At 66.2% G+C, this 12703-nt stretch carries 13 protein-coding genes; 2 read left to right on the top strand and 11 right to left on the bottom strand.

The features are described from left to right. The first annotated feature begins 43 nt into the window (after window positions 1-43). Window positions 44-379 (top strand): thioredoxin TrxA, encoded by a 336-nt coding sequence (gene trxA / locus ACFOOR_RS08860; RefSeq protein ID WP_343164528.1) that lies wholly within the window; start codon window positions 44-46, stop codon window positions 377-379. A gap of 87 nt (window positions 380-466) precedes the next feature. Here the strand turns inward: trxA and ACFOOR_RS08855 are convergent, their stop codons facing one another. The 11 genes from ACFOOR_RS08855 to aroA all read right to left on the bottom strand — a co-directional run bounded on the left by ACFOOR_RS08855 (window position 467) and on the right by aroA (window position 11857). Then, window positions 467-1489 (bottom strand): S41 family peptidase, encoded by a 1023-nt coding sequence (locus tag ACFOOR_RS08855; RefSeq protein ID WP_343164527.1) that lies wholly within the window; start codon window positions 1487-1489, stop codon window positions 467-469. 96 nt (window positions 1490-1585) lie between these two features. Beyond that, window positions 1586-2908, bottom strand: coding sequence for a bifunctional folylpolyglutamate synthase/dihydrofolate synthase (locus ACFOOR_RS08850; RefSeq protein ID WP_343164526.1), 1323 nt, complete (start codon window positions 2906-2908; stop codon window positions 1586-1588). A 6-nt stretch (window positions 2909-2914) separates the two neighbouring features. Then, window positions 2915-3823: an acetyl-CoA carboxylase, carboxyltransferase subunit beta gene (gene accD / locus ACFOOR_RS08845; RefSeq protein ID WP_343164525.1), complete on the bottom strand. Its 909-nt coding sequence runs from the start codon at window positions 3821-3823 to the stop codon at window positions 2915-2917. Then, window positions 3820-4617, bottom strand: a complete 798-nt coding sequence (gene trpA / locus ACFOOR_RS08840; protein WP_343164524.1) for a tryptophan synthase subunit alpha — start codon at window positions 4615-4617, stop codon at window positions 3820-3822. Before trpA ends, accD begins: the two co-directional genes overlap by 4 nt. A gap of 220 nt (window positions 4618-4837) precedes the next feature. After that, entirely contained in the window at window positions 4838-6052 is a 1215-nt protein-coding gene (gene trpB, locus ACFOOR_RS08835) for a tryptophan synthase subunit beta (protein ID WP_343164523.1), read from the bottom strand. Window positions 6053-6248: 196 nt separating this feature from the next. Next, window positions 6249-6887 (bottom strand): phosphoribosylanthranilate isomerase, encoded by a 639-nt coding sequence (locus ACFOOR_RS08830; protein WP_343164522.1) that lies wholly within the window; start codon window positions 6885-6887, stop codon window positions 6249-6251. A 68-nt stretch (window positions 6888-6955) separates the two neighbouring features. Beyond that, complete coding sequence (gene mscL, locus ACFOOR_RS08825) at window positions 6956-7375, bottom strand: large conductance mechanosensitive channel protein MscL (protein WP_343164521.1); 420 nt, start codon at window positions 7373-7375, stop codon at window positions 6956-6958. A gap of 75 nt (window positions 7376-7450) precedes the next feature. Continuing rightward, window positions 7451-7786, bottom strand: a complete 336-nt coding sequence (locus ACFOOR_RS08820) for an integration host factor subunit beta (protein ID WP_343164634.1) — start codon at window positions 7784-7786, stop codon at window positions 7451-7453. Window positions 7787-7880: 94 nt separating this feature from the next. Further along, window positions 7881-9740 carry a 30S ribosomal protein S1 gene (rpsA, locus tag ACFOOR_RS08815; protein ID WP_343164520.1) on the bottom strand — a complete coding sequence of 620 codons (1860 nt, stop codon included), beginning with the start codon at window positions 9738-9740 and terminating at the stop codon, window positions 7881-7883. A 213-nt stretch (window positions 9741-9953) separates the two neighbouring features. Further along, window positions 9954-10592, bottom strand: coding sequence for a (d)CMP kinase (cmk, locus tag ACFOOR_RS08810; protein WP_343164519.1), 639 nt, complete (start codon window positions 10590-10592; stop codon window positions 9954-9956). Then, a complete protein-coding gene (gene aroA, locus ACFOOR_RS08805; RefSeq protein WP_343164518.1) occupies window positions 10589-11857 on the bottom strand; it encodes a 3-phosphoshikimate 1-carboxyvinyltransferase in 1269 nt (422 codons plus the stop codon). The genes cmk and aroA overlap by 4 nt, the downstream gene beginning before the upstream one ends. Window positions 11858-12019: 162 nt before the next feature. On the opposite strand from aroA, the gene ACFOOR_RS08800 reads away from it, so the two are divergent. Beyond that, window positions 12020-12529 carry a TIGR02300 family protein gene (locus ACFOOR_RS08800; protein ID WP_343164517.1) on the top strand — a complete coding sequence of 170 codons (510 nt, stop codon included), beginning with the start codon at window positions 12020-12022 and terminating at the stop codon, window positions 12527-12529. Window positions 12530-12703 lie beyond the last annotated feature (174 nt).

Below are 12703 nucleotides of genomic sequence, written 5' to 3'. Positions count from 1 at the left end.
GTGATCGCCGGAATGAGTCGCAATCTCTGCAAAGGAGCCGATCATGGCGACCAAAGCCGTCAGCGATGATGCTTTCGAATCCGACGTTCTCAACGCACAGACTCCCGTGCTGGTGGACTTCTGGGCGGAATGGTGCGGACCGTGCAAACAGATCGCCCCGGCCCTCGACGAGATCGCCAGCGAAATGGCTTCGAACATCACCGTCGCGAAGGTGAATATCGACGACAATCCGATGACGCCGGCGAAGTATGGCGTGCGCGGCATCCCGACCCTGATGATCTTCAAGAACGGTCAGGTCGTGTCGACCAAGATCGGTGCGATGGCCAAGGGCAAGATCGAGGAATGGATCAAGGACACGCTGGCCAGCGTAGCCGCCTGATCCGATCTGCCAACAGACACATGAAAAGCGGGCTGCCCTTGCCAGGGTGGCCCGCTTTTTTATGCGCTGGCTTATATGCGGCGATGCCTACTGCCGCGCGAGCGTCAGCGCGGCGTCCATTGCGGTAGCAGCGTCGGTTGCGATATCCGGCACCACGCCATGGCCTTCGATGCGGCCATTGGTCATCGAGTAGTAATCGGCGATCGGCAAAGCGAGCTGGTATCCGCCTGGCAGGTCATACAATGTCTGCGACAGCATTTCACCGGCCGTGGTCTCGCCGATGAGCGTGGCCCGTCCGGACGCCTTGAGGGCATCCGACGCCATCTCGGCCGCGCTGGCGGTCTCATTGCTGGTCAGCACATAGACCGGCCCGTCAAAGCTGGGCTCGACCGGCTGAAAGGTGATCCGCGTGACCAGGTTTGCCTGGACGTCGGCCCAGAAGGAGAGGACCGACCAGCCCTCCCAGGGCTCAAGGCCGGCGATGTCCGCGCGGCCCGGGGCGTGATCCATGGTCGCATTCCACGGCTGCGAGATGAAGGCACCGGCATCGAGCGGGGTGTCGATAATGTGCGCCACCAGCGGCCGCACGGCAAAGGCGCCGCCGCCATTTTCTCGCAGATCGACAATCAGGGCAGAGGCGTCGTGATGGGCGATCTCGTCAAAGGCCGCATCGATCTCCTCGATCGTGTCCTGGCCCATCATCGTATTGACCGTCAGCACCGCGATATCGCCGTCCCAGCTCAGGACGGCGCCGCCGCCTCCAATGCGCATGCTGTCGAAATAGGCGCCCATCTGGGCAACCGTCTGGTCGCTCTGCCGCAGCACGACATGGGAGAAGGGCCCTGAGCGCCAGATGGTGCGGAAGCCCGATAGGAATTCCTCGTCCGTGGTGGCGGTCGAGGCGAGATTGGAAACAGCCTGTTCGACGGCGGCATAGGCCGGCCCCTCGAGCTCTGCCGGGTCATAGTGGTGGGCGCGCATGGTTGCGTTGATGGCATCCGCCAGCTCGGTGAAGTCGGTATGGGCGGCCACGTCCTGGGCCAGTGTGATGGCCGGCGTGAGCAAGGCCAGCGTGAGAACGCAGGCGGTGAGTTTGAGGGCGTTGGACATTTGGCATTCCTGTCGGTGAACGGGCTTTCTGTGACCCCATGATGTTCCGACAGGGCAGGTTGGATGCAGGCTGCGGCTTCACGCTCGCGTGAACGGTCAGCCGGGCGTGCGCTCAGGCGTCACGCCCTCGATCTCGGCGAGCAATTGCCCGGCGAGATAGAGCGAGCCGCAGACGAGGATGCGCGGCGCGGGCCTTGTGATGGTCAGCGCCCGGCCGATTGCGGCCGTGAGCGTGATTCCGGTATCGCACATGATGTCGGCCGCCCGACCGGCGGCCTGGACCTCGGCGACGGATTTCGACGGCTCGCGTCCGGTGTCGAACTCGACCGCGATCACCCAGCGCGCCAGATCGGTGAAATGTTTCAGATAGGCATGCGCATCCTTCGAGGCGGAGAAGCCGCAGACCAGAACGAGCGGCATGGAGCGGCGCGCCTCGAGATCCGCCATGGCGCGCGCGAGCGCTTCCCCGGCCGCCGGGTTGTGGCCGCCATCGACCCATAATTCGCCGCCGCCGCCCTCGACCAGTTCGGCGAGCCGGCCCCGGGTCAGGTGCTGCAGCCGGGCAGGCCAGCGCACGGCTGACAGTCCGGCCCGGACCTCTTCCTCGCCCAGGCCCAGCGCGCGCGCGGCGGCGATGGCGATGCCGGCATTGTCGACCTGGTGCCCGCCGATCAGGGCCGGGGCGGGCAGATCCCAGACGAGGCTTTCCTCCTCGAACACGATCCGCCCCTGTTCGCTCCAGCAGCGCCAGTCGCGGCCGTGCAGCGTCATCGGTGCTGACAGGCGGAAGGCCTGACGTTCGATCGCATCGAGCGCCTCGCCCTCCTGCGGGCCGATGATGGCGGGTATGCCGGGCTTCAGGATGCCGGCCTTCTCGCCGGCAATGCCCCCGAGCGAATCGCCGAGATAGTCCTGATGGTCGAGGCTGACCGGGGTGATCACGGTCAGTTCCGGCCGGGCGATGACATTGGTCGCGTCCCAGCGCCCACCCAGCCCCACTTCGAGGATCAAACGGTCGGCTGGCGTCTCGGAGAAGAGGAGGAGGGCGGCGGCGGTCGTCGCCTCGAAGAAAGTGATGCTCTGGCCGCCATTGGCCGCCTCGACCCGTTTCAGCGCGTCCAGCAGGCGGGCATCGTCGACCGGCTGGCCGAACAGCTCGATGCGTTCGTTGAAGCGGACGAGATGCGGCGAGGTGTAGAGGTGGACGCGTTCGCCGGCCGCTTCGCACATGGCCTTGAGGAAGGCGCAGACCGAGCCCTTGCCATTGGTGCCGGCGACATGGACGACGGGCGGCAGCTTTTCATGCGGATGGCCGAGCGCGGCCAGAAGCCGTTCGATCCGGTCCAGCGACAGGTCGATCGAGCGCGGATGCAGGCCGGCGAGGCGTTTCAGCACCTCGCCGGTGGTCTCTCCGGTCATGACGAATCAGCCTTCGCGGGAGTCCGGCAGGGCGACGGCACGGCTTTCGGACTCGGCGGCCGGGTTCGGCCCGGTGCGCTTCATCAGCGTGCGCAAGATGCGCGACAGCACGCCGCGCAGGTCGCGGCGGTGCACAACCTTGTCCACCATGCCCTTGTCGAGCAGGTATTCGGCGCGCTGGAAGCCCGGCGGCAGCTTTTCCCGGATGGTCTGTTCGATCACGCGCGGGCCGGCAAAGCCGATCAGCGCCCCCGGTTCAGCGATGTGGACATCGCCCAGCATGGCGTAGCTCGCGGTCACGCCGCCCGTCGTCGGGTCGGTCAGGACGACGATATAGGGCAGGCCCGCCTCGCGCAGCTCCTCGACCGCCAGCGTGGTGCGGGGCATCTGCATCAGCGACAGGCAGCCCTCCTGCATGCGCGCGCCGCCCGCGGCGGTGAAGACGACCATGGGCGTGCGGTGTTCGATCGCGGTGTGGGCGGCCTTGATGAAGCCTTCGCCCGCCGCCATGCCCAGCGACCCGCCCATGAAGGCGAAATCCTGAACCAGGACGGTGGTTTCAACGCCGCCTATATTGCCGACGCCGATCGCCATCGCGTCCTCGCGGCCGGTCTTCTTGCGGGCCGCGGACAGGCGCGAGGTGTAGGGCTTGTCGTCCTTGAATTTCAGCGGGTCCTTCGGGACGTCCGGGATCGCGATTTCCCGCCAGTCGCCGTCAAAAGTGAATTTGAAGCGCAGGTCCGGGCCGATGCGCATGTGATGCCCGGCGGGCGTCACATAGAGGCCGGCTTCCAGATCCTTGTGGAAGACCATCTCGCCGGAGACCGGGCATTTCACCCAGAGATTCTCCGGCGTGTCGCGCTTGGAGAACATTTTCTGCACGCCCGGAGGCGTGAGTTTTTCAAGCCAGCTCATGAAGCGTCCCGCATTGCACCGCGTACCGCGGCCGACAGGCGTTTGACCAAGTCTATAGCAGCTTGTGTGCCGCCGTCATGGTTGGCGCTGACAATCGCCGACCCGACGACGACGGCGTCCGATCCCTTGGCGATTTCCGCGGCCGCCTCTTCGGTGCGCACGCCGAAGCCGACCACGACCGGCAGGCCGGTGGCGGCGCGCACGCGCGCCACGGCGGCGCTGACATCGGTCGCCGCGCCGATCCCCGCCCCGGTCACGCCGGTCGTGGAGACGTAGTAGACGAAGCCGCCCGAGCCTTCGGCGACGGTCTTGAGGCGCTCGTCATCGGTCGTCGGCGTGGCGAGGCGGATGACCGAGAGGCCGTGCTGTGCGAGGGCGTCGCGCAGGGGTGCGTCCTCCTCTGGCGGCAGGTCGACGCAGATGATGCCGTCGACGCCCGCTTCCGCGGCGTCTTTCGCGAAATCCGCCCAGCCATAATGGTGGATCGGATTGGCATAGCCCATCAGGACGAGGGGCGTGTCGGCGTGCCTGGCGCGGAAGGCGCGGGCGAGCTCCAGCGCCTTCTTGGTCGTCATTCCGACCTTCAGCGCGCGCTGTCCGGCCTCCTGGATCGCCGCGCCATCGGCCATCGGGTCGGTGAAGGGCAGGCCGAGCTCGATCACGTCGGCCCCGGCACCCGGCAGGGCATCCAGCAGGGCTTCCGTGTCGCCGTCCCCGGCCATGACATAGGCGACGAAGCCGGCGCGGTTCTCCACGCGCAGGCGGGCGAAAGTTGTGGTGAAGCGGGAGGTCATTCTACGAAATTTCCCCGCTTTGCATCCTCGACGGCGTTCAGAAAGTCCCGCCATTGCGCCGAGTCCAACGGCTCTCGGTTGCCTGCCGGACTCAAGCTGCCAAGAAGCACTTCAAGGGCATCTGGGGTTGCCCCGCGATTCCAGTAGGCGTGCAGAAAATTCCGCATCGCTTCGAAAGCAATGCCGACTTCTACCTTCTCGCTCGCTCGCGGATCACTGATCACAGCCCCACCCCCAGATGGTCCGCCACCGCGAAGACGTCCTTGTCGCCGCGGCCGCACATATTCATCAGGATCACGCCGTCCTTGCCCAGTTCCCTGGCCAGGTCGCGGACCCGCGCCAGCGCGTGGGCGGGTTCGAGCGCCGGGATGATGCCTTCCAGCTTGGCGCAGAGCTGGAACATTTCCAGCGCCTCGGTGTCGGTCGCGGAGACATATTCCGCGCGCCCGGCATCATGGAGGAAGGCGTGTTCCGGCCCGATACCCGGATAGTCGAGCCCGGCGGAGATGGAGTGGGCGTCGATGATCTGGCCGTCCGCGTCCTGCAAGAGATAGGTGCGGTTGCCATGGAGAATGCCCGGCTCGCCGCCATTGAGGCTGGCGGCATGTTCGCCGGTCCCGATCCCCCTGCCCGCGGCCTCGACTCCGATCAGGCGGACGCTCTCGTCCTCGAGGAAAGGGTGGAAGAGGCCCATGGCGTTCGAGCCGCCGCCGATGCAGGCGACCGCCGCGTCGGGCAGTCTGCCAATCCGGTCCAGCATCTGGGCGCGCGCCTCGCGGCCGATCACCGACTGGAAGTCGCGGACCATGGCCGGATAGGGGTGCGGGCCGGCGACCGTGCCGATGACGTAGAAAGTGTCTTTCACATGCGTGACCCAGTCGCGCAGCGCCTCGTTCATCGCGTCCTTCAGCGTGCCGGTGCCGGAAGTGACGGGCACGACTTCCGCGCCCAGGAGCTTCATGCGGAAGACGTTGGGCTTCTGCCGCTCGATGTCCGTCGCGCCCATATAGACGATGCAGGGCAGGCCGAAGCGTGCCGCGACGGTGGCCGTGGCGACGCCGTGCTGGCCCGCGCCGGTTTCCGCGATGATGCGGGTCGCGCCCATGCGTTTCGCCAGCAGGACCTGGCCGAGGCAGTTGTTGATCTTGTGCGCGCCGGTGTGATTGAGCTCGTCGCGCTTGAACCAGATGTCCGCGCCGCCGAAGGCTTCGGTCAGACGTTCGGCGAAATAGAGCGGGCTGGGGCGGCCGACGAAATCGCGCGCGAATTCATCGAGCTCCGCCTTGAATTCCGGGTCGGTCTTGGCCGCCTCATAGGCCTTTTCGAGCCGGAGAATGTTCGGCATCAGCGTCTCGGCGACGAAACGGCCGCCATACTCGCCGAAGCGGCCTTGCGCGTCGGGCCATTGCGAGAAGGCGTTGGGGCGTGCGGTCATTGGTCCAGATTCCTTTTTCCTCCCCCGTTTACGGGGGAGGTGTCGGCGCAGCCGACGGAGGGGGAAAATCCCCCCGCGCAGTTGTTTTGGGGTCCCCCCACCCTGACCCTCCCCCGTTGGGGGAGGGAAAGAAGCGCCGGCGCGACTCCCTCCCCTTGAGGGGAGGGTTGGGGTGGGGTGCACACGGCAAAACACGTCATGTTCGGCACTCTTCGAGGAAACGGGCGATCAGGGCGTTGTCCTTCACCCCCGGCGCGGATTCCACGCCCGAGGAGACGTCCACCGCCCCGGCTCCGGAGGCCGAAACGGCGGCGCGGACATTGGCGGGGGTCAGCCCGCCGGACAAGAGCCAGGGGCGGGAAATCGCAGCGCCTTTCAGGAGTGTCCAGTCGAAGGCCTCGCCCCAGCCGCCCGGACGAATGGCGTCCATCGGCGGTTTGGCATCGAACAGGAGCATGTCGGCGGCGTCCGCGAAAGCCTCGATGGCGGCAAGGTCGGTCGCGTCGCGGATCGGCAAAGCCTTGATCACACCCCTGGCGGCACAGGCTTTCGCCTCGCGCACACGGTCCGGGCTTTCCGAGCCGTGCAGCTGGATCCAGTCGGGCTTCAGCGTGTCGCGGATGTCGGCCAGCAAGGCATCGCTGGCATTGACGGTCACAGCGACGATCTCCGCTTTCCCGCGCGCCCGGTCCGCCAGCCGGGCGGCGTCCGCCGGGTCGATGTGACGCGGGCTGGGCGGAAAAATCACGAAGCCCAGAAAGCGCGCACCGCCGGCGAGCGCGGCATCGACCGCGTCCGGCGTCGTCAGGCCGCAAATCTTGGCGTCGACCGGCATGGCGCATCCCCGAAATGAAAAGGGCGGGGCTTCACGGCCCCGCCCGTCCCGATTGTCAGATAGTCCGCTCAGCCCTTCTTGAGAAGGTCGCGGATCTCTTCCAGCAGTTCTTCATTGCGCGGCTTGGCCGGCGGCTGTTCCGGCACGTCGTCGGCCTTCTTTTCCTGCAGCCGGTTCATGCCCTTGATCATCAGGAAAAGGGCGAAGGCCAGGATCAGGAAGGAAATGATGTTGTTGATGAAGAGGCCGTAATTGATCGTCGCGGCCCCGGCCTCCTGTGCGGCGGCGAGGCTGTCAAACTGTTCCGCGCCCAGCACGATGAAGAGGTTGGTGAAATCCACCCCGCCCAGAAGCAGGCCCAGCGGCGGCATCAGAATGTCGTCCACGAAGGAGCGGACGATGGTGGAGAACGCCCCGCCGAGAATGAAGCCGACCGCGAGGTCGACGACATTGCCGCGCATGGCGAATTTCTTGAATTCCTCGAACATGAATCAATCCCTCCCCGGATTTCGTATCCGGAGAGAAGATGAACCGTAAAGCCCGGAAGGGAAAGCGAAAATGGCCTAGCGCGAAGCGTCGACGCGTTCGCGGAGTTCCTTGCCCGTCTTGAAGAAGGGCACGAATTTTTCCTTCACCGAGACCGGTGTGCCGGTGCGCGGATTGCGGCCGTCGCGAGCGGGGCGGTGACGCACGGAAAAGGCGCCAAAGCCGCGCAGTTCGACCCGGTCGCCGCGCGACAGGGCCTCGGCGATCTCGTCGAACACGGTGTTGACGATCCGCTCCACATCCTTGTGGAAGAGATTGGGATACGCCTCGGCGAGACGGGCGATCAGCTCGGACTTGATCATGCCATTCATCCTCGGGCTTTCATGGAGTTGAAGCGTGCCTGTATCAGCCAGTGGCGTCAATGAAGTCCGCGCATTTCCCGCAAAAAGTGAACAGCCGGAGGGTTGCCCCTCCGGCTGTCCGTCACGTCAGTGAATGCCAGTCGGATCAGGCGCCAGCCTTCACCGCCTCGCGCACTTCGTCGACCTTGGCGCTCTTCTTGATCTCGATGCCGTTGGCTTCGGCATAGTCGACCAGTTCGGCCTTGGTCATGGCGTCGAAGTCCGGCGTGTCGCCGCCCGTCTCCGCCTTCTTGGCCGGAGCCTTCTGGGCCGGGGCGTCGCCGCGTTCCTTCAGGGCCGCGCCGAGGATGTCACCCAGTGAAGCACCCGAATCCGACGAACCGTATTCGCGCACGGCTTCCTCTTCCTCGGCGATTTCCAGCGCCTTGATGGAGAGGGAGACGCGGCGGGTGCTCTTGTCGATATTGGTGATGCGGGCATCGAGCTTGTCGCCGACCGCAAACCGCTCCGGCCGCTGTTCGGCGCGGTCGCGGGCGAGGTCGGACTTACGGATGAAGGCCTTCATGCCGGCATCGCCGAACGCCACCTCGATACCGCCGGTCGTCACTTCCGTGACGGTGGCGGTGACGGTGTCGCCGCGGCGGGCCCCGGTGGAGTCCATCGGATCCTTGGCCAGCTGCTTGATGCCGAGCGAGACGCGCTCCTTCTCGACATCGATGTCCAGCACCTTGGCCTCGACGACATCACCCTTCTTGTAGTCCTGCACGGCGGCGTCGCCGGAGCGATTCCAGTCCAGGTCGGAGAGGTGGATCATGCCGTCGATCTCGTCGTCGATGCCGACGAAGAGGCCGAATTCGGTGATGTTCTTGATCTCGCCCTTCACGGTCGAACCGATCGGGTGCTTCTCGGCCAGCACGTCCCACGGATTGCGCTGGGTCTGCTTGATGCCGAGCGAGATGCGGCGCTTGTCCTCGTCGACGTCCAGGACCATGACCTCGACCTCTTCGGAGGTGGAGACGATCTTGCCCGGATGGACGTTCTTCTTCGTCCAGGACATTTCGGAGACGTGGACCAGGCCTTCGACGCCCGGTTCCAGTTCCACGAAGGCCCCGTATTCGGCGATGTTGGTGACGCGGCCCTTGAAGGTGGCGTTGACCGGATACTTGGCCTTCACGCCTTCCCACGGATCGCTCATCAACTGCTTCAGGCCGAGCGAGATGCGCTGGGTTTCCGGATTGATCTTGATGATCTGGACCTTCAGCGACTGGCCGACTTCCACGACTTCGCTGGGGTGGCCGACGCGGCTCCAGCTCATGTCGGTGACATGCAGCAGGCCGTCAATTCCGCCGAGGTCAACGAACGCACCGTAATCGGTGATGTTCTTGACCACACCGTCGCGGGTCTCGCCCTCGGCCAGCTGGCCGACGAGCTCGGCGCGCTGTTCGGCGCGGCTCTCTTCCAGAACGGCGCGGCGGGACACGACGATATTGCCGCGCGGCCGGTCCATCTTGAGGATGGCGAAAGGCTGTTCCATGCCCATCAGCGGGCCGACATCGCGCACCGGGCGGATATCGACCTGCGAGCCCGGCAGGAAGGCCGAGGCGCCGCCGAGGTCGACGGTGAAGCCGCCCTTGACGCGGCCGACGATGGCACCGTTGACCGGGTCTTTCTTGGTGAAGGCCTTTTCGAGGCGATCCCAGCTCTCTTCGCGGCGCGCCTTGTCGCGCGAAATGACCGCCTCGCCCATCGCATTCTCGATGCGCTCGAGGAAAACTTCGACCGTGTCGCCGACCACCGGGAGCTTGGCGCCCGGACCGGTGAATTCACGCAGCGGGATGCGGCCTTCGGTCTTCAGACCGACGTCAACCACCACGAAATCATTCTCGACCGCGGTGACACGGCCATCGACGACAGAACCCTCGGCGAGGTCGCGGCCGGCGAGGCTGGCTTCCAGCATGGCGGCGAAATCGTCGCGCGAGGGGGTAAGGGTTTCGTTGTTCGACATGGAGTTTGGTGTTTCCAAAGGGCGCGCGGGAGGCCGTCACTCGGACCGGCCGGGCGGCGAAAGCCGCGTTCAGGGCGCAACCCCGTTCTTTTGAACCGGAACAGGTCCCGCGAAGGACATGCCCGGGCTCGGGTTCAACAGGTGAACGGCGAAACGGACCGGCCGCCGGGAGGCAAGCTCCCCGGCGCGGACGGGTCCGAAGCGTCGTCCGGCTTAGATGCCAGGCTGCGTACCCGTCTTGTCGGAGACGATACGGATCGCGGCGCTGACGGCCGCGTCTATACTCAATTGGCTCGTATCCAGCAAGACGGCGTCGTCGGCTGCACGCATCGGCGCGTCCGCGCGCCCCGAATCGCGGGCGTCGCGCTCGGCCAGCTGTTTCGCGATCGTGGCGAGGGCGACGGTCTCGCCCTTTGCGGTCAATTCCTTCCAGCGGCGTTCGGCGCGCACCGAAGGGTCGGCATCGACATAGAGCTTCACGTCGGCATCGGGGCAGATCACCGTGCCGATGTCGCGCCCGTCGAGCACCGCGCCGCCGGGGCGGGCGGCAAAGCCGCGCTGCAATTCGAACAGCGCCTGCCGGACCCGGGGCTGGGCCGCGACGATGGAGGCATTCAGCCCGGCTTCGGCGGTGCGGATCTTCGCCTCGTCGATCGCCTCGACATCAAGCGTCCGGGCGGCATGCTCGGCGGCATCGGGATCGGTCGGATCGCCGCCGGCCTCGACAACCGCCACTCCGGTCGCGCGGTAGAGCGCGCCGGTGTCGAGATGCGCAAGGCCGAACGCCTTGGCCAGCGCTTTCGCGATCGTGCCCTTGCCCGAGGCCAGCGTGCCGTCCACCGCGATGATCATGCCGTTCCCATCCGCGCGCCGAGTTTGCGCATGTCGTCCAGGAAGCCGGGATAGCTGGTCGCGATCATCGCTGCATCATCAATCCGCACCGGAGACTTCGCTGCGCAACCCAGGACGAGGCCGGCCATGGCGAGGCGGTGATCACCGCGGGTGATCACGGTCCCGCCGCCCGGGGCGCCGGCAGGTCCCATGCCCGACACGATCAGGTCGTCGCCCTCGATCCGGACGGTCACGCCATTGGCGGCAAGGAGGGCGGCGGTTCCGGCGAGGCGGTCGCTTTCCTTGGCGCGCAGTTCGGCCAGGCCCCGGAAGCGGCTCTCGCCTTCGGCGAAGGCCGCCGCCACGGCGAGGATGGGGTATTCGTCGATCATCGACGGGGCGATCGCTGCCTCGAGATCGACGGCCCTGAGCGCACTGCTTTCCACCGCGAGATCGACCGTGTCCTCGCCGGCCATGACGGCACCGGGGGTGCGGGCCAGTTTCGCGCCCATGCGTTCGAGAACCCGGTAAATGCCGTCGCGCGCCGGATTGGCGATCACGCCGGTCAGCGTCACTGCCGAGCCGGGCATGATCAGCCCGGCCACCAGCGCGAAGGCCGCCGAGGAAGGGTCACCCGGCACCTCGATCCTTGTTCCGGTCAGCGCCTGCGGCCCGGTCAGGCGGACGATGCTTCCATCGGCCTCCACCCGACCGCCGAAAAGCGGCAGCATGCGTTCGGTATGATCGCGCGTCGGGGCCGGCTCGCGGACCACGGTCTCCCCCGCCGCGCCGAGCGCCGCCAGCAGAATGGCCGACTTGACCTGGGCCGATGCGATTTCCGGCGACCAGTCGACGGGGTTCAGGCAGCCGCCGGATATCCGCGCCGGCAGGCGGCCGCCGGTCGACGTGCATCCGGCCCCCATCGCCGTCAGCGGATCGAGCACCCGCGCCATCGGCCGCGAGGACAGGCTGGCATCGCCAGTGAAGTCCGCCGTCGCGCCCGTCCCGGCGACCGCGCCCATCAGCAGCCGCACACCGGTGCCGGAATTGCCGAGATCGAGCGCCCGGTCCGGCGACCGGAATTGTCCGCCGGTCCCGACCACGCGCCAGCCCTCGGCGTCGCGGTGAACGCCCGCCCCGAGCGCCGCCACGGCCCGTGCGGTGGCGAGCACGTCTTCGCTCTCCAGCAGGCCGGTGATCCGGCTTTCGCCCGCGGCGAGCGCAGCCATGATCAGCGCGCGGTGGGAAACCGACTTGTCACCGGGCGCGGCGATGCATCCGGACAAGCCGCGTCCTGGCTGCGATATTGCTGGTATTTCATGATGTTGAGAGGTCAACAGCGCGGCTTCCGGAAGGTGGGATTGCGGACGGGTCTGCATCAGGTTTTGACAGCGCCGCGCTGTCGTGGCAACGGACGCGCCGACCTACGAATGTTCATGGGGGTTCCTGTGGCCAAAGCTGACCTTGGCGAAAAGCGTATCTGCCCTGAGACCGGCAAGAAATTCTACGATCTGAACAAGGATCCGATCGTTTCTCCGTTCACCGGGAAGGAGTATCCGCTGTCCTATTTCGAGGCAGTGGTGGCGGAATCCTCCCGCAAGTCGGCGAAGCCGGCCGGCGACGACGCCAAGGCGGCCAGGAAGAAGCCGAAGGACGCCGAGGACGAGGTTGACGAGTCCGAAGAGGACGAGGTCGACGAGGCGGAAGTTGAAGCCGACGAGGAAGACGAGGACGCCGAGGCGGACGAGCTCGATCTCGATGTCGACGCGCCGATCCTCGAGGACGAGGAAGACGAGGAAGACGACGTGAAGACCAAGGGCGATGTGCCCGAGGGCTTCTCCGATGCCGACGACGAAGACGATCTCGACGAGGACGAGGACGAGGACGACATTCTTCTCGATGACGAGGATGATGACGAATTCGAACTCGAAGATGACGAAGACGAGGACGATCTCTAGGCGCGGACCGGACCTGCACAAAGGCCCGCACAAGCGGCTTGATCGCCGCCGCGCCTTTGACTAGTTTCCGCGCCTTCTAGGCCGCACCCCAATGCGGCGACACGGGTTTCAGGGGCCATAGCTCAGTTGGGAGAGCGCTTGAATGGCATTCAAGAGGTCGGCGGTTCGATTCCG

The organism is Hyphobacterium vulgare (assembly GCF_042643335.1).
Lineage (GTDB): Bacteria > Pseudomonadota > Alphaproteobacteria > Caulobacterales > Maricaulaceae > Hyphobacterium > Hyphobacterium vulgare.
The sequence above is the reverse complement of the archived record's forward strand: the minus strand, read 5'-3'. Positions and strand labels throughout refer to the sequence as shown.